The organism is Paenibacillus sp. FSL W7-1088 (assembly GCF_037969855.1).
Taxonomy (GTDB): Bacteria; Bacillota; Bacilli; order Paenibacillales; family Paenibacillaceae; genus Paenibacillus.
Genome location: NZ_CP150216.1, coordinates 2,927,256 through 2,945,076, shown reverse-complemented (window position 1 = coordinate 2,945,076; position 17,821 = coordinate 2,927,256). Strand labels below are relative to the sequence as shown.

General features: G+C 47.8%; 14 protein-coding genes. 3 read left to right on the top strand and 11 right to left on the bottom strand.

Features of this window, described 5'->3' with window-relative positions:
* Positions 1-10: 10 nt before the first annotated feature.
* The gene (locus MKY42_RS13625) at positions 11-907 is read right to left on the bottom strand and encodes a LysR family transcriptional regulator (RefSeq protein WP_090896796.1); all 897 of its coding nucleotides are present in this window, start codon (positions 905-907) and stop codon (positions 11-13) included.
* A gap of 139 nt (positions 908-1,046) precedes the next feature.
* Between MKY42_RS13625 and MKY42_RS13620 the strand changes: the two genes are divergently transcribed.
* From MKY42_RS13620 to MKY42_RS13610, 3 genes are all read left to right on the top strand, one after another.
* A complete protein-coding gene (locus tag MKY42_RS13620) occupies positions 1,047-1,751 on the top strand; it encodes an O-methyltransferase (protein ID WP_339851733.1) in 705 nt (234 codons plus the stop codon).
* A 77-nt stretch (positions 1,752-1,828) separates the two neighbouring features.
* Positions 1,829-3,160 (top strand): MFS transporter, encoded by a 1,332-nt coding sequence (locus MKY42_RS13615; protein WP_090896790.1) that lies wholly within the window; start codon positions 1,829-1,831, stop codon positions 3,158-3,160.
* A gap of 154 nt (positions 3,161-3,314) precedes the next feature.
* Complete coding sequence (locus MKY42_RS13610; RefSeq protein WP_256222014.1) at positions 3,315-4,436, top strand: AbrB family transcriptional regulator; 1,122 nt, start codon at positions 3,315-3,317, stop codon at positions 4,434-4,436.
* Positions 4,437-4,514: 78 nt separating this feature from the next.
* Here MKY42_RS13610 and MKY42_RS13605 read toward each other — a convergent pair whose 3' ends face one another.
* The 10 genes from MKY42_RS13605 to MKY42_RS13560 form a co-directional block, all read right to left on the bottom strand.
* The gene (locus MKY42_RS13605) at positions 4,515-4,718 is read right to left on the bottom strand and encodes a hypothetical protein (RefSeq protein WP_090896787.1); all 204 of its coding nucleotides are present in this window, start codon (positions 4,716-4,718) and stop codon (positions 4,515-4,517) included.
* A 76-nt stretch (positions 4,719-4,794) separates the two neighbouring features.
* Positions 4,795-5,058: a YkgJ family cysteine cluster protein gene (locus MKY42_RS13600; RefSeq protein ID WP_339851730.1), complete on the bottom strand. Its 264-nt coding sequence runs from the start codon at positions 5,056-5,058 to the stop codon at positions 4,795-4,797.
* Between the two features lie 29 nt (positions 5,059-5,087).
* The gene (locus tag MKY42_RS13595; RefSeq protein WP_090896785.1) at positions 5,088-5,942 is read right to left on the bottom strand and encodes a chemotaxis protein; all 855 of its coding nucleotides are present in this window, start codon (positions 5,940-5,942) and stop codon (positions 5,088-5,090) included.
* A 274-nt stretch (positions 5,943-6,216) separates the two neighbouring features.
* Complete coding sequence (gene treP, locus MKY42_RS13590) at positions 6,217-8,229, bottom strand: PTS system trehalose-specific EIIBC component (protein WP_179265058.1); 2,013 nt, start codon at positions 8,227-8,229, stop codon at positions 6,217-6,219.
* Positions 8,230-8,258: 29 nt separating this feature from the next.
* Positions 8,259-9,980, bottom strand: a complete 1,722-nt coding sequence (gene treC / locus MKY42_RS13585; protein ID WP_339851727.1) for an alpha,alpha-phosphotrehalase — start codon at positions 9,978-9,980, stop codon at positions 8,259-8,261.
* A gap of 313 nt (positions 9,981-10,293) precedes the next feature.
* The gene (gene dctA, locus MKY42_RS13580) at positions 10,294-11,646 is read right to left on the bottom strand and encodes a C4-dicarboxylate transporter DctA (RefSeq protein ID WP_111619012.1); all 1,353 of its coding nucleotides are present in this window, start codon (positions 11,644-11,646) and stop codon (positions 10,294-10,296) included.
* Positions 11,647-11,885: 239 nt separating this feature from the next.
* The gene (locus MKY42_RS13575; protein WP_063563389.1) at positions 11,886-12,578 is read right to left on the bottom strand and encodes a metal-dependent hydrolase; all 693 of its coding nucleotides are present in this window, start codon (positions 12,576-12,578) and stop codon (positions 11,886-11,888) included.
* Between the two features lie 89 nt (positions 12,579-12,667).
* Positions 12,668-14,359: an alpha-glucosidase gene (locus MKY42_RS13570; protein ID WP_090896770.1), complete on the bottom strand. Its 1,692-nt coding sequence runs from the start codon at positions 14,357-14,359 to the stop codon at positions 12,668-12,670.
* Positions 14,360-14,479: 120 nt separating this feature from the next.
* Complete coding sequence (locus tag MKY42_RS13565; RefSeq protein WP_339851714.1) at positions 14,480-14,884, bottom strand: VanZ family protein; 405 nt, start codon at positions 14,882-14,884, stop codon at positions 14,480-14,482.
* 302 nt (positions 14,885-15,186) lie between these two features.
* A complete protein-coding gene (locus MKY42_RS13560; protein ID WP_090896764.1) occupies positions 15,187-17,619 on the bottom strand; it encodes a glycogen/starch/alpha-glucan phosphorylase in 2,433 nt (810 codons plus the stop codon).
* Between the last annotated feature and the right edge of the window lie 202 nt (positions 17,620-17,821).

The window sequence follows — 17,821 nt, the reverse complement described above, 5'->3', positions numbered from 1 at the left end:
CCCAAATATTTCATTTCATTACTGATGCTTCCTGTCTGATGAGTTCAACCAGATGCTGTGCAGCTGGAGATAACACTTCCCCTGCTCGTGTACATACGGCTACCGTGTTTTTCAACTGTACACCTCGAACGAATACACGTGCCAGTCTGCCTTGCTGCACATCTTCCTTTACGACCAGAGAAGAAATAAAGTTGGCCCCATAACCTGCCTTCACCGCACTAATCGTTTCGTTCAACCCATTAAACTGAAGCGCAATACGGGGTGCGGCCAGGTTATTAGTTGTGCAAAGAGACACGAGACGCTCTCGTGTAGCGCTTCCTTCTTCACGCATAATGAAGGGCTCCGCCACCATCTCCCGAAGCTCAATTTCCTTTCCCGCATACGGATGATCGGGATGTACTACAAACCACATTTCATCTTCAAACAATTCGTCCCAATGGATACCTGAATGTGTAATGCCACTTCCACCATAAACCGCAATCTCGGCCTCATAACGCAGCAGTTGGTCAAAAGCCATCCGGGTATTGGTTGTGCTCACAACCAGCTCCACATCCTCATGCATTTGCTTGAAGCGGGCAATCCAGCCCGGCAGCAGAAAATTCGAGGGCAAATAGGTAGCGGTAAGACGAATCAGACCTTTTTTGCCTGCCCGAAAATCCTGCACAAAGTTCTCGACATCCTGCTCCAGCATGAACAGACGTTCCGCGTAGCCTGTTAATTGCATTCCAGCATCGGTAAGAACCAGTCTTCTCCCCTCCGAAGCAAATAGTTGAATGCCCAACTCCCGCTCAAACTTCTTCACCTGAGAGGATACCGCTGGCTGGCTAATGTTGAGTTCTTCCGCCGCCCGCGTGACTCCCCCATATCTCACGATGGCATGAAACAATCGTAATCCGTGCAAATTCAACCGCTGCACCTTCTTTACTTGAAGTTATATAATCTAAACTTATATTAACATACATAATATATATTTTATTTATGTATCTGTTCACTTTATAGTTGAAGTATGAAATCCAATACAGGCAATTGGAAAGGAACAGATAACGATGAACAATGTGAATGGTTCTACTCAACAGCAAACCTGGACTCAAGTCGACGATTATTTGAACGCCTTATTAATCCCCTCGGATTCCCTGCTGGAGCAGGCCCTACGTACCAATGTAGAAGCCGGCTTGCCTGCTCATGATGTAACGCCTAATCAAGGGAAATTGCTTCAGCTCCTGCTTCAAATACAGGGCGCAACACGTGTGCTGGAAATCGGGACGCTTGGCGGATACAGTACGATCTGGATGGCCAGAGCCCTTCCCGAACACGGACATATTGTCACACTGGAAGCAGATCCACGCCATGCAGAGATGGCACAAGCCAACCTCACGCGTGCAGGACTTATGCACAAGGTTGACCTTCGAGTTGGTCCTGCCCTGACTACCCTTCCCGACGTTCAGGAAGAGTACAGAGAGCCCTTTGATTTTATCTTCATCGATGCTGACAAACCGAGTAATCCAGACTATTTGCGTTGGGCGCTGCGTCTGGCACGTCCAGGAAGTCTGATTATTGGCGACAACATCGTCAGGGACGGTGAAGTTATCAATGCAGACAGTACGGACAACAGGGTTAAGGGCGTTCAGTCTTTCCTGAAATTAATTGCAGATAACCCGCGTCTTGAAGCTACCGCACTGCAAACTGTAGGCAGTAAAGGCTACGATGGATTCGTGATTGCCCGAGTGCTGGAATCCCCTACTGCAAAATAAACAGCGGTCAATTCTTCCGCAAATCCCCCATTCCTGTTAAACTAAAATTACTGCACAGGCAGACTGGGGGAAACCACTTGAGACTTCTACAACAGATTCATGCTGAAATTCGGGGCTGGTCCCGCAATATTCAATTGTTTTTTCTGGCAAGCATCTTGTATCAGATCGGAAATGGCATGTTCTCTGTCTTGTACAATCTGTACATTCAGGGTCTCGGCTACAATGATACAATGAACGGCCAGATTGTAAGTATTCAATCACTTGCGACAGCGATTATGTTTGTTCCTATTGGACTATGCGGCGATTTCTTCAGCCGGAAGCGGCTGCTGATTACCGGCGCATTGTTCAGTGGAATCTTTCTGATTGGCCGTTCCTTCGATTATTCTGCCAGCGGACTGATCTGGTTTGCTGTATTTTCAGGACTTTTCGCTGGCGTATTTCAGGTACTGGCCATTCCCTTCCTCGCTGAGAATGTGAAGAAAAGTCAACGACTGAAGATGTTCAGCTACTACTCTTCCCTCGTACTCGCTTCTCAGGTACTCGGCAGCTTGGGTGGTGGCGTTTTTGCAGACCTGCTTCATACGGCTGGTCTTGCCAAAGTCACTGGATTGCAGACGGTATTATTCGTAGGTGGGGCAGCTACACTGGTTGCGTTTATTCCGATGTTGTTTGTATCCGAGGATAAGAAGGCACCACAAGCGGATACTCCGGCGCAACCTGTCACTGAATCTGCAACATCTGCAACGGATGGCAAACAGGGTGTCGTTCATTCCTCAGAACAAGGCAGCAAGAACGATACTCTAAGCCAAAAGAAAGATTCCCGTTTGATCGGTCAATTTGTCATAACCCAATTATTAATCGGGTTTGGCTCCGGACTGGTTGTGCCTTATTTGAATCTGTATTTCACCAACCGTTTTTCGGTATCCTTAAGTGCCATGAGTCTGCTCATTTCATTGGGTCAGATCATGACCATTGTATCAATGCTGATTGGACCTACACTTGCTGCTAAGGTGGGAAGTGTTCGAGCGGTCGTCATATTTCAGGTCATGTCACTGCCCTTCCTGCTGTTGACCGGCTTCACGAATCTGCTGCTCATCGCTTCAGTCAGTTTCTTATTCAGACAAGCGCTGATGAATGCAGCCAACCCGATTCAATCCGCCATTCTGGTGGACAGAGTATCGGACAAACGCCGAGGAATCGCCAATTCACTGATGCAGACCGCATTTATGATTGGGTGGGCTACGATGGGACCCGTTCAATCCTATCTCGTGACCACTTATGGCACGTATTGGGGTTACGCGATCACGTTCAGCATTACAGGCAGTTTATACGTGATTTCCTCGCTGATGTACTATATGATGTTCAAAGAACCGAAGCCTTCTGCCCGTGTTCTCGCGGCGAACAGATAAATGATAACCATTCAGCAGGACAGTGGATGAATCAGCTCCCTGTCCTGCTTCGTAATGAGCCAATCACCGTCCAAGGATCAATCATTGTATCTTATCATCAGGAGTGATCTTACATGTACTTCAATATACCTCATGCAGCCGAAAGACAACGCGGATGGAACTGATGCACAAGCTCGGTTCCCACATTGTCTTTCGTTTTTTTCTAAGTTTAGGTGTCTCTGTTCTTGGCGGGTTACTATTTACAGTAATACATACCCCCATCCCTTGGCTTCTTGGCCCGATGATTTTTATGCTGGTTGGTTCACAGATTGCCAAGCTGCCGCTCGTGTGGCCCACTTCCATTCGAGACTACGGTATTCTAATCGTGGGTTACTCTATCGGATTAACACTGACGGAAGAAGCGCTGCAAGGCATTTTGCACCAGCTGCCTATGATGCTGCTCATGACCCTGCTCTTAATCGGATTATGTACATTAACCGCTTATGCTGCTTCAAAGCTGACAGACTTTGACTTCCCCTCCCTGCTGGTTGGCAGCATTCCTGGCGGACTGTCCCAGATGGTCTCCCTTGCGGATGAGATGAAATCCATCAATCTGACGCTCGTTACTTTTTTGCAGGTCACGCGGCTGATCATGATTGTATTCTGTGCTCCGTTCCTGCTGTTCAGTCCATGGATCGGCGGAACGACAGGTGGAGGCACGGATCAGCCAATGATCGAGATAGCAACTTGGGCAGCACTCTTTCCCGAAATCTTGCTCTATGCCCCGCTCTGTGTCGCTGGTGCATGGTTTGCACGCAAGCTTCGGTTTCCGACAGCATTTATGCTTGGACCCATGATCGTCATGTGTGTTATTCAATTAAGCACAACGATGCACACACCCAATCTGCCGTCGTCCCTGCTTAATATTTCGCAATTGATGATTGGCAGTCATGTGGGTCTGATGCTTCGTCCTCAGCAGCTGCAACGCAAGATGCAGACCGTAACAATCGCAATCACGAGCAGTGTTCTCCTCATTGCAGGTTCGCTTGGCTTGAGCTATATATTAACGAAGATGTTCTCCCTCTCGGCGGCTACATCATTGCTGAGCATGGCACCTGGCGGAATGGACCAGATGAGCATCATGGCCCATGAAGTCCATGCCAACCTATCGGTGGTGTCCGGATATCAGTTGTTTCGCATCTTATTTATATTCTTTATCGTCTCTTCACTTCTTAAGATGATTCTCATGCATATGTTGAGGAAAAAAGATGCGATTACCCGCTCTTCGATCACGTAAATAATAAGTAGACATAGCAAAGAGAGTATCCGCCTGATTTCCAACCTGCGGATACTCTCTTTTATGTGTATACTCAAGTTATGAATAAACCCGACTATACATCCAGCTTACAATGCCTACGGTTACAACTGCCGTCCCAATAATAAATGCATAATAGCCAAGTTTGCTTTTTGCCCCTGATGTCTGCTTGTCATAGAAGTCTGAGTTTCGCCTGTAGAATCCCATCCACAGTTCTCCAATCATATTCACAACGATCATTACAAACCGTTTGGCAAGTTCCATTCATCCCATACCCCTTTCTTATCTCAAACCCCTTCCATATTAAGTATAATTATCCTTTTCCCTTAAAACAACTCTGTCACGCTGAACTCGGTGCAGTTTCCTGCTCCAGCCAGCTCAATCGTTCAAATGCCTCCTGATCCGTGCTGCCACACATCTCTTCCGAAGCCTGCAATCCGCTGCATACAGCAGGGCGCTCTTTCTGATCAAAGATTCCGCAGCGATTGTCCTCCGTCAGCTGCACACAGCGCACACCTGCCGGCTTACCGTCAGCCATTCCGGGTATCGGCGATGAGATCGAAATTGCAATACAGCATGCGGCACAGCCTGTCCTGCATTCCATAATTATCGTCCTCCTTCCATTTCCCGTATTTAACCTGATCCACGATTCACCCACGTCCACGTTCGCGCCAAACCTTGTGCAATTCTGCGATTCATAGCTCCATTCGAGAAATATCCGCCATGACTCAACGGATTCCAGCTCCCGATTACACCGCCAGAGTTAATTTCCACGTCTTCGTTGACCGCTGCCTCATAGGCCGGATCAATAGGTCGCAGCGGGTAACCCAGAATATCATCCCGATCATAGAAATTAATCCATTCCCCTTCCAGCCCAGGAAAGTACTGCCCTGCCAACGGTGAAGGAACCTGAATCGGTCGGCTAAAATCATTGTAACGTAAGCTCCATAATGGTAACGTCGTTCCAAAGGAATAAAAGTTCGTTAAGGTATCACCCCGTTCCAATGCGGAAGTAACATCCACGATGGAAGGTGTGCGACTAGACGGATATTGCAGATCATAGAAAAAATTACTTGCAATCACCGCGCCCAAACTATGTGCAATGATACAGAGTGGAGCTTCTGGCCCATTCCGCTGTGCAAGTGCGTGCATCGCCCGATTCAGCGTATAATGTACCGCATCATAGTTATGCCCTTGATTTTCCACAGGTTGATACGCGACGGCATCAGCCAGATAATGTATAACAAATCGACGCAGCACTTGATAGTTCAATCCCTGAGAGCTGACAAGCTGCTGAAACAGCGCCTCTTCCCGATCCTCAAATACGTCAGCCCAAAATACGGGCTCAATATCCAGCATCTGTTTGGCTGCTCCCGGCAACACCATAACCTGATCCAATTCCTTATGCAAACGCGAAATCAGTGTATCCGCATAATTTTCCTTTTGCATACCCAGACCATGAATGACCATTACCGCAACACGAGTCATGGCTCTCCTCCTCCGTCCATTGACTAGCCACTCTCTTTGAACCATATGAACTTCTCAACGTGAACATGCATAGTCCTGATGAACATGCTTTCCGATCGCTGTGAACATGAGACTTTGCCACATACATTCTAGATACAGTTTACCACGATATAAATAAAAAAAAACGAGCTGCATCAAGGTCACCCTACACAAATTGGCATGCGCTCAGCTTGATCTCGGTATCAGGATGAAAAAAGAAGCTGCGAATATCGCAGCTCCCCATTTGTTCGTCAATTTAGCCTTTCAAATGAATCTTAAGCACACCGTTCTGGTTGGATGTTACATCACCAGTAGTGACCTCCACTCGATCAACCATGTCCTGACCGTCCGGAATAATGATTGGCGTAATGAGCGGATAGCCCGCAGCTTCAATCACTTTACGGTCGAATTCAAGCAACGTTTGCCCGGCTCTTACCTTCTCTCCAGCTTCAACGTGCATGTTAAAACCTTCGCCTTTGAGTGATACCGTATTGATCCCGACATGAATCAGAATCTGCAATCCACTCGCGTGCTCAAGAATGACAGCGTGTTTGCTCTTGATGACATGGGCAACCTGAGCGTCAAACGGGGCAACGACCTGATTGCCAGAAGGTTCAATGGCAACCCCTTCACCCATTTGTTTCTCTGCAAATGCCGGATCAGGTACTTGCTCCAGTGGAACAGCTGTACCCGTTAATGGTGCCATGATTTCCAGTGTATTCACAGGCTCATCCGCCACCTGAGCAGCACTGCGTGTGCGTGGCTCTGCAACTGCATTTGTTGTAGTTGTGCCAGAAGCTGATTTCGCTGTAGGCGTTTGACCACCAGCTACAGTAGCTTGATCTGCGTTGCGGTCTTCTTTTCTCAACTTCGCTCTTCCGAAAATAACAGTCAGTACAAACGGAACAACCAGTACAATCGCCATACCGATGAAGAATACTCCCCATTTGTTCGGGAAAATGGACAGGAATCCAGGTACCCCACCTACACCGATAGAGGTGGCCTGAACATTATTTATCGTGAGCAGTACACCGCCGATCGCAGAACCGACCATCCCGAAGATAAACGGATAACGATAACGGATATTCACCCCGAAGATCGCCGGCTCGGTTACCCCGAGGAAGGCCGAGACGGATGAAGTTGCCGCAAGTCCTCTCATTTTCTTCTCACGAAGCACAAGCATCATGGCAAGTGCGGCAGAACCTTGCGCGATATTGGACAGTGCCAGCATCGGCCACAGGAACGTTCCGCCCTGGCTACCAATCAACTGTACGTCTACCGCCAGGAACGTGTGGTGCATTCCTGTAATAACGAGCAATGCGTACAGTCCACCGTAGATCAGACCGCCCAGAGCCGCGTACGAATCGTATATATAGATCAAGCCGGATGTAATTCCATTCGCAATGGCAAACGTAACCGGACCAATGATTGTAAATGCCAGGAAGCCGGTAATCAATAAAGTGACAGGTGCAACAACCAGCAATTTGATCGAATCATGCACCCTTTTGTTCAGGAAAATCTCCAGCTTGGCAAGCAGATAGGCTGATACCAATACCGGCAGAACCTGCCCCTGATAACCGATCTTCTCAATATGCCAGCCGAACAGATTCCACGTAGGCACGGTGCCTTCGTTGACTGCATTGGCGTAGCCATAAGCACTCAGCAGATCGGGATGTACTAGGATCAGACCAAGGACAATCCCGAGCAACGGACTGCCGCCGAACCTTGTTACCGCGGACCAACCAATTAACGCAGGCAGGAAGGTAAAGGCTGTGCTCGCGATGGTATTAATAATAGATGCGAGGTCCTTCCATGCCGGATATACATCCACCAATGATTTTCCATCAAAGAATATGCCTGGTCCTGTCAGAATGTTATTAATACCGAGCAAGAGACCGGCCGTGATGATGGCTGGCAGGATCGGGATGAAGATGTCCGATAGCGTTTTGATCGCACGCTGGATCGGGTTCTGCTTTTTACCCGCAACGGCCTTCACGTCATCCTTGGAAGCGCGTTCGCCTCCGGTAATCTGAATCATTTCATCATACACTTTATCCACAAGCCCAGGTCCGATAACTACCTGGAATTGTCCTTGAGAGGAGAACTGGCCTTTGACCAGATCGTTCTGTTCCAGACTTGCTGTATCTACTTTACTTTCGTCGTAGAGGGCGAACCGGAGGCGTGTGACACAATGCGTTGCAGCTTCAATATTTTCTTTGCCGCCGACCGCGCGTACGATCTCCTCAACCTGTTTTTTATCCATTGCCATATTGTCACTTCCCATTTATATAATGTGAATTAGTCCTGTTGCGGTACAAGCCACATATAGGATGAATACGGGCTCAGGGAGATTACTTGCTCGACTGCAGGCGATACCTCCGTATTGCCAATCAGCAGCTCTGCGGATTTACCCGCAATGTGGTCATTCCAGACGGCCTCCGAGAAAGTAAAAGTTACGTCCCGCTTGCTAAAGTTGGACACGACAAGCAACGTTTCGCTTCCATTGGTCCGGGCGTAGGCGAATACATCCGGATGTGCATCGTCCAAACGTTCATACAGACCGTCGGTCAGCACACGAACCTGTTTGCGCAGAGCAATCAGCTTGCGATAATGATAATAGATTGAATTCGGGTCAGCCATCTGCTGAGCCACATGAATCGACGGATATCGTTCATCCACTTTGATCCACGGTGTACCTGTTGTAAATCCGGCATTCTCGCTTCCATCCCATTGCATCGGTGTCCGGGAATTGTCCCGGGAACGCTCTTTCACAATTTGGAATGCTTCCTCGGCGGATTTGCCCCGTTCTTCCTGAAGCAGTCGGTACATATTGGTCGATTCAATATCACGGAACTCGCTAACGTCGTTCCAGACCGGATTCGGCATCCCGATCTCTTCACCCTGGTATACGTAAGGTGTTCCCTGCATGCCATGAATGGTCGTAGCAAGCATTTTGGCACTCTCCGCACGATAATCGCCATCATCAGCGAAACGAGACAACGCCCGCGGTTGATCATGGTTGTTCAGGAACAACGCATTCCATCCGCCACCTGCCTGCATACCTGTCTGCCACTCACTAAAGAGTTGTTTCATCGCTTCAAAATCGTAAGGCATCAGTTCCCACTTCTGTCCATTCGGATAATCCACTTTCAGATGGTGGAAGTTAAACGTCATGGAGAATTCCCGGGAAGCAGGGTTCGAATATTTGATACAGTGCTCCAGTGTAGTGGAGGACATCTCCCCAACCGTTACCATATTGTGTGGACCAAACACCTCTTCATACATCTCTGTAATGTACTCATGCACACGCGGTCCATCGGTGTAGAACTTGCGTCCGTCGCCTGGGGAAACGCTACCATCATCGTCGGGGAAACGCTGGTCCTTGGAGATCAGATTGATGACGTCCATACGGAAACCATCTACACCCTTCTCTGCCCAGAACTTGATCATGTCTCGTACTTCCTGGCGTACCTGCTCGTTCTCCCAATTCAAATCAGCCTGTGTTTTGTCAAACAACGTCAGGAAATATTGTCCTGTCTGCTCATCATACTGCCATGCAGGTCCGCCGAACTTGGATTGCCAGTTATTCGGCACACCGCCGTCCGGAGCAGGGTCCTTCCAAATATAATAATCGCGATACGGATTATCCTTGGAAGAACGCGATTGCTGGAACCACTCATGATCCGTAGAAGAGTGATTCACCACGATATCAATCATCAGCTTCATGTCACGTGCCTTCAGACCTTTAAGCAGTTCGTCAAAATCCTCCATCGTACCAAAATCCGGATTAATCCGATAATAGTCCGCCACATCGTAACCGTTATCATGCTGTGGTGAGACATATACGGGCTGCAGCCACACGATATCAATACCGAGGTGCTGCAAGTAATCCAGCTTTTCGGTCAATCCCCGAATGTCTCCGGTACCCGATCCAGTTGTATCGTTGAAACTCTTGGGATATACCTGATACACCGTGGAAGTCTTCCACCACGATGATGAAGTTGTGTTGGTTGAACTCATGTTAACGCCTCCAATAAATTGTATTGCTTATGTGGTTCTCTTGGCCTAACTTCATTTATATATTACATAACTAAACATGTATATACAAGTTGAAACTTCAATATGCTATCTTTTTCCTCTTCTACACATTCCCCATTAATGATTCCTCTGTAACAATTATTTTGCTGCTTGCGTTCGTAAACACGATGATATCTGTATCTGAAACGAAAAAAACCGTCTGTTCCCCCATGATTTCATGAGGATAAACAGACGGTTTAAATGTATAGAAATGATGAGTTAAAAATTCATACGAAGCTCGTTCACTTCCTGTTTCTTACAACATGTCCGTCGAAACCATTCCTTTCCCCTGTTCCCTTTTGTTCAACTTCACCGAGGACAAGGACGCTTGTTCTTCTCTCTCCAGCTCTTCGGCACTAATCTCCCCGGAAAGCACAGCCCGCATGCGTTTTTGGTCCAACAGCCCTTCCCATTTCGCAACTACAAATGCCGCAACACAGTTGCCCATCAAATTCGTGAATACTCGCATCGTATCCATGAAGCGATCCGCACCGAGCAGTAAGGCAACAGCTGCTACCGGGAATGCATTCAGGGCCGCTGCTGTAGCAGACAAAGCTAGGAATGCGGAGCCAGGTACACCCGCCATACCTTTGGAGCTAAGCATTAATACCAGTAAAATCGTAATCTCTTGTCCAAGTGTCAGATCAATGCCAACCGCTTGAGCCAGAAAAACGGTCGCCAGCGACAGGTAGATCGAGGCTCCGTCCAGATTGAACGAGTACCCTGTTGGAACCACGAGACCGACGACAGCACGATCACAGCCTGCTTTGGTCAACTTGTCCATCATGCGGGGCATAACAACTTCCGAGGAACCTGTGCCAATCGCCAGCATCACTTCGGAACGTGTATATTTTACAAATTGCAAAAAGTTCAGCCCTGTAATCCACCAGCCAGCCAGTGCAAGCATCACCAGAAACAGTAATGCTGCTCCGTAACAGGCAATAATCAGCAAACCGAAAGAGGAAAGTGTAGATGCCCCATACGCTCCAACGGTGTACGCCATGGCTCCGAAGGCTCCGATGGGTGCCAGTTTCATAATGTACCCAATAATGCGGAACAAGATGCCCAATACATTTTCAATCAGCGTCAGCACATTCTCCTTCGCCTTACTTTCCGATGCTGCCAAGGCTGTCCCGAACAAACAGGCAACGAGCAGCACTTGCAGCAATGCATTTTGTGCAAAGGCATCTACAATACTTGTTGGAATAATGTTCATGATAAAGTCGACGACATGCGGCAGTTCAGAGCCATTGGTTTTGGCTTCGATCCCACTTGCATCAAGGGTCGAGGGGTCCACGTTCATGCTTGCACCCGGACGAAGCAGGTTGGCTGTGCCGAGTCCAAGGACCAGAGCAACCGTCGTTGCGATTTCGAACCATAGAATGGCTTTGAACCCAATCCGTCCAACTGATTTCAGATCACCGATTTTGGCTATGCCTGTCACGATCACCATAAAGATTAATGGAGCAATGATCATTTTGATCAACTTGATAAAACCTGTTCCGAGCGGCTGCAGCAGACTGCCCAGATCAGGCCACAGAATGCCTACACCAATCCCGATGATAACCGCTACAATGATTTGAAAAAACAATGATTTCACAAATGACATGAACGCTCCCCCTGTTTTTCGGTCAATTCGGATTTCCGTTTGGTTTCCGTGTAATTTTTTATAACATTGCAGCAGAACTTCAACAATGGGATTTCAAGGTTTTTGTCATCCGGACCAACTATGGCGTACTAAATTGAACTTAAAACCGAAAAAAGACGAATATCACGTCAGTTATCTTGACGTGATATTCGTCTTTAGCTTGGTATTGCTTTTATGATTGAACAGTGATTAATAGAGCATTACAGGGTTAGGGATTGTCCCGGTGCCAGCACACGGCCTTCCAGACCTTTGGAAGCAAGCTGCTCCACAAACTTCTCGGCATCCTGACGAATCACGGGGAACGTATCATAATGCACCGGAATCGTCAGCTTCGCATTGAACCATTCAGCGGCTTGCAAAGCATCCTCCGGTCCCATGGTGAAATGTCCACCAATAGGCAGTAGTGCTACGTCGATATCATGACGGTCACCAATCATTTTCATATCACCGAACAAGCTAGTGTCACCGGCATGCAAAATGGTTTTGCCACCAATGTTAATAATATATCCTGCAGGCAATCCTGCGTACATGATCCGTTGTTCCTCTTCCAGCACAATTCCGGACGTATGGAAAGCCTGAATCATTTTGGCTTGCGCAAAGCCTAGATCCACCGTTCCACCCATGTTCATACCAAGGGTGTCCAGTCCTTTCCATGACATATATGTAGCCAGTTCCACAATCGCAACCACCTTGGCATTGTTAGCCTTGGCGATCGGTTCAGCATCCAAAATGTGATCCATATGTGCATGTGTCAGTAAAACGGCATCGGTCTTGATGTCTTCCGGTTTGGTGACAGCAAGTTCATTGCCACGCAGGAAAGGATCAATGATTAACGACTTCTCTTCTGTGCCCAGTTGTACACTGGAGTGTCCGTGGTAAGTAATATTCAGCAACTTGGTATCCTCCTGACATATGCGTTCGTTTGGTTTGATTTTCAACCTATATTATAATTCAAAACTCTTCGCCAAAGCAAAATGACGCCTCATCGCTGCATTCGGTAAACTCGTGCTTCGTAAGGCTGAAGAAGAATCGCTCCCTTATCGGTGGAATAACGTCTGCTTACATTGCTGATGACCGTCTTGGCATTTTCTTGATTCCATCCCTCAGGCCATTCCATCTCCGGCTCATGTTCACGGAAATTCAGAATAACGAGCATCTGCTCATCATCCAGCGTTCGGGTATAAGCATAGATATCGGGATCATCCGGCAAAAGCAGCTCATATGCCCCATAGATGAGTACTTTATGTTGTTTGCGAAGTGCGATCAGTTTACGGTAATAATGCAAAATGGACTGGGGATCACGTTCGGCATCCTCCACATTAATCTCAGGATAATTCGCATTCACCTGAATCCATGGCTCACCATCGGTAAATCCGGCATGTTTCGTATCATCCCACTGCATCGGTGTACGGGCATTATCACGACTCTTGCGCCAGATTGCTTGCATGACTTCATGCTTCGCTCGCCCCTGACCGATATGATGCCGATAATAATTCATTGTCTCAATATCTCGATAATCCTCAATATCAGGAAAAGCAACATTGGTCATGCCGATCTCTTCCCCTTGATAAATATAAGGCGTACCCTCCAAAGTGAGCATCCACGTAGCCAGCATCTGGGCAGAGCGCACCCTGTACTTTCCATCATCACCGAAACGGGATACCGGACGCGGCTGGTCATGATTGCCCATGTAATTGGCATTCCAGCCTCTGTCATGCAGCACGGTTTGCCAGTTGCTCATAATTTCTTTCAGCTCGGGCAGCTTCCACTCCCGATAGTTCCATTTGCCGATTCCGGATGATTGAGCGTCCACAAACATATGCTCAAACTGGAATACCATATTGAGCTCATTCCGATCTGTCCCAACATAGGCCAGCGCCTGTTCCGGTCCAAGCCCGGAAGTCTCTCCAACAGTCATTGGACCATAAGGCTTCAGGATCATGTCGTTAAGTTTGTTGAGAATCGAATGGACCTGCTCGAGGTTGGAAAAAAGCTGATACGCAGGAACAACCGGCAGATTATCCGGATTATGTGCGCTGGGTAACCCATCCGCCTTGGCGATATGCGCCACCGCATCGAAACGGAAACCATCCACCCCCTTTTCCAACCACCAATGCACCATCTCATACATCTCTTCTGCCATCTGTGCATTGTTCCAATTCAGGTCAGGCTGGTGTTCCGTATAAAGATGCAAATAATATTCATTCGTCTCCGGATCATGCTTCCACACAGAACCCCCAAAGTAGGACTCCCAGTTGTTTGGAACCTGACCATTTTTACCTGAACGCCAAATATAATAATCCCGTTTCGGATTCACTTTCGATGAACGTGACTCGGCAAACCACGCATGTTCATCCGACGTATGATTCAGCACCAGATCCATCATGATCTTGAGACCACGCTTGTGTGCTTCCGCCAGCAAACGGTCAAAATCCTCCATCGTCCCATATTTGCGCAAAATGGAGTAATAATCACGGATATCATATCCGTTATCATGACCAGGTGAATCGTAAATAGGACAGATCCAAATGACATCCACACCCAGATCAGTCAAATAATCGAGCTTGTCATATATCCCCTGCAAGTCACCCTGACCGTCTCCATCCGAATCTTTGAAGCTGTTGGGATAGATCTGGTACACCACACTCTCTTTCCACCAAACGATATAGACCACCTCGCTTTCATCACTCTTTACTATATAACCCGTTAGTATGTTTTATCCGAAATGTGCCTCTTATAAACAGAAAAGATCCATGAACACCAAAAGACCCGATCATTGACCGCTATTCGCAGTTCATTTTCGAGTCCTTCTCTGTGGGTATATGATTAAGGCAAATCCTACGTATCCAATCCAGGCACCCACCGTATTCAAAATAATGTCATCGACATCAAACGAACCCACACGGGTAATCAATTGTGTAATCTCAACAGCAAACAAAAGTAAGATGACAATTCCTGTAAATGGTAAAAACCTCCGGCACCTGCGGAATAACCAGGGAATCCATATCCCAAGCGGGATGAACAAGACAATATTCCCAAACAGGTTTTTCACCCAGGCTTCCGTGGAGTATCTGTTCTTTTCAAAAAGCAGGGGCTTGATAGTTTCTAATGGTACCAGATTATATTGATAATTCACGCCAGGCGTTCTCTCGCTGACAAAGAGCAAGTTACCCATAATCAACACATATAACCATGCCATACATGCGACGATTGTGAGCATCCACCTGGTGTGAAGCCACGAACGTTCGTTCATTTTCTCATATCCTCCGACCTTTTTTCCGTGGAGAGCGGTATGGTCTATTTTAAAGGGATATCCATCTTCATGTCCAGCTGCTCAGGCGTGGACTTCCATACAATTCTGAATCAGACTATTCTGTTACAACTCTCAACATACCAAAATCCCCTTGTGCAACAAGGAGCGATCTCTGATGAAGGTATATGAACCCGACAGAGATCAATCTAGTGTACAAGGGGATTATTTCATTGTTAAACCATAATTATTTAACCTTTCCAGTGTCCGGATACCGGATGAATACCCCAGATGTCCGTCGCATATTCACTGATGGTGCGATCACTGGAGAAAATGCCAGAGTGAGCGGCATTCAGCACCGCCTTGCGTGTCCAGCCCGATACATCGCGGTAGGCCGAATCAATGGCAGCATGTGCATCGGCATAGGCAGCAAAGTCACGTAACACAAAGTACTCGTCACCATGGGCCAGCAAGGAATCATAGATATCCCAGAATTCACCATCACGCTCACAGAACGCTCCCGGATGCACCAGCTGCTCCACAACCTCGCGAATCCGTTCATCCTGCTGCACAATCTCACTCGGCCGATAACTGCCAGAGCGGTAATATTCAAGCACTTCGTCTGCACTCAGACCAAAGATAAACATATTGTCTTGACCGACCTGCTCCGCCATCTCGACATTTGCGCCGTCCATGGTACCAATGGTTAATGCTCCGTTCATCATGAACTTCATGTTCCCCGTACCGGAGGCTTCCTTGCCTGCGGTTGAAATCTGTTCGCTGACGTCTGCGGCTGGGATGATTTTCTCTGCAAGAGAGACTGAATAGTTTTCCAGGAAAAATACCTGCAGGCGATCTTTCACGGCCGCATCGCGGTTGACTGTATCTGCCACCGTGTTAATCAACTTGATAATTTTTTTGGCAAAATAATAACTCGGCGCTGCCTTTGCTCCAAAAATGAACGTACGTGGCACGATATCAAACGAAGCATCGCTCTTGAGACGGTTATACAAATGCATAACATGCAGAATGTTCAGCAGCTGCCGTTTGTACCCATGCAGCCTTTTCACCTGTACATCAAAGATGGAATCCGGATTGACAGCCCTTCCGGTATGATCCAGGATGTACGCGGCCAGTCGCTCCTTATTATTACGTTTAATGGAATGGAAGTGCTGCTGGAATGAAGCATCGTCTGCAACGCCTACCAGCTCATTCAGTCTGCCTGGCTCCCTAATCCACTCACTTCCAATCGTATCGGTGATCAGAGTCGACAACTTCGGATTGGCATGCATCAGCCAGCGGCGATGGGTAATGCCATTGGTTTTGTTATTGAAGCGCTCCGGATAGAGTGCATAGAACGGAGCCATCTCCCGTTCCTTCAATATTTCGGTATGCAATGCCGCGACACCGTTGACGCTATGACTGCCCACAATCGCCAGATGAGCCATCCGCACCTGATCGTTCGCCACAATCGCCAGATGCTGAATACGATCCGGGTCTCCGGGATACCGTTCGAGCAGCATGCCGCAGAAACGTTTGTTGATCTCTTCAATAATCATGTAAATGCGTGGCAGCAGCTTGCTGATCATGGCCACAGGCCACTTTTCAAGCGCCTCACTTAGCGTTGTATGGTTGGTGTACGATACGGTGCGGGTCGTGATATCCCACGCTTCATCCCATCCATAACCTTTGACATCGATCAGAATACGCATCAGTTCGGGAATCACGAGTGTTGGATGCGTATCATTAATATGGAACGCCACTTTATCCGGCAATCGATCATACGAAAGCTCAAGCTTGTTAAATGTACGCAAAGCACTCTGTACGCCTGCGGAACACATGAAATATTGCTGCTTCAGACGAAGCAGCTTGCCCTCGTATTGGGAATCATCCGGATACAAAAACTCCGAGATCGATTCTACCGAACGGCTGTAATCCAGATATCCGTAATAGTTCGAAGGGGTATCGAGCGATGTCTCCCGTTTGGGCTCCGCACTCCACAATCGCAAGGTATTTACATGGGGCTGGCCATAAGCAATCACAGGCACATCATATGGTACAGCTACAACGGATTCGGCATCTTTCGTGACAAATTGATAATGTCCATCCTGTTCATAGGCTTCCACACGGCCCCAGAACTGCACTTCCACCTTTTTGTCCGGACGGCGCACTTCCCATTCATTGCCCTTCTCGAGCCAATTATCGGGTAGCTCCACCTGATTGCCGTTAATAATTTTCTGCTCAAACAAGCCATATTTATATCGGATTCCGCATCCATGTCCTGCATAACCGAGGGAAGCCAGTGAATCCAGAAAACAGGCTGCGAGTCTTCCCAGACCTCCGTTGCCGAGCCCTGCGTCCGCCTCCTGTTCTTCCACTTCTTCCAAAGAGAAGCCCAATTCAGCCAGACTGTCACGAACGAGTTCCAATTCATTCACATTTAACAGGTTGTTGCCGAGCAGACGTCCAATCAGGAATTCCAGCGAGAAGTAATAGACCTGTTTATCCTGGCGCTGCTTAAACCCCTGATTCGACGCCGCCCAATCCTGACCCGCGTATTCGCGAATCATGCTTCCAAGTACGTGATAGACATCCTCCTGCGTTGCTTCTGCTAATGGTTTGCCCAATTTGCTGACCAGATTGCGTCTAAAAATACTCTTGAACGTTTCCTTGTTGTCAAACAAAAGAAGGTTCCTCCCGGTGAAATCCTGTAGGATGGTGGCGGTTCATACACTCAAGTGCTCAATGTTCTGCAAAGTGGCCGTTACGGGTACGAATCGTTCTTTCGATCGCTGTTATCCCTGTATTTTCTTTATTCTATTATTCAGATGTGAAAATACAGTGATAAAGGCGAACGCTGCGCTTCTTCAGAATCGATTTCGTTCC

Coding starts and splice junctions, on each gene's coding strand:
- treC (WP_339851727.1), bottom strand. CDS start 9,980: ATGAGTTCAACCAACACAACTTCATCATCGTGGTGGAAGACTTCCACG.
- MKY42_RS13565 (WP_339851714.1), bottom strand. CDS start 14,884: ATGGCATGGTTATATGTGTTGATTATGGGTAACTTGCTCTTTGTCAGC.
- treP (WP_179265058.1), bottom strand. CDS start 8,229: ATGGCAATGGATAAAAAACAGGTTGAGGAGATCGTACGCGCGGTCGGC.
- MKY42_RS13595 (WP_090896785.1), bottom strand. CDS start 5,942: ATGACTCGTGTTGCGGTAATGGTCATTCATGGTCTGGGTATGCAAAAG.
- MKY42_RS13600 (WP_339851730.1), bottom strand. CDS start 5,058: ATGGAATGCAGGACAGGCTGTGCCGCATGCTGTATTGCAATTTCGATC.
- MKY42_RS13610 (WP_256222014.1), top strand. CDS start 3,315: ATGGAACTGATGCACAAGCTCGGTTCCCACATTGTCTTTCGTTTTTTT.
- dctA (WP_111619012.1), bottom strand. CDS start 11,646: ATGTCATTTGTGAAATCATTGTTTTTTCAAATCATTGTAGCGGTTATC.
- MKY42_RS13620 (WP_339851733.1), top strand. CDS start 1,047: ATGAACAATGTGAATGGTTCTACTCAACAGCAAACCTGGACTCAAGTC.
- MKY42_RS13605 (WP_090896787.1), bottom strand. CDS start 4,718: ATGGAACTTGCCAAACGGTTTGTAATGATCGTTGTGAATATGATTGGA.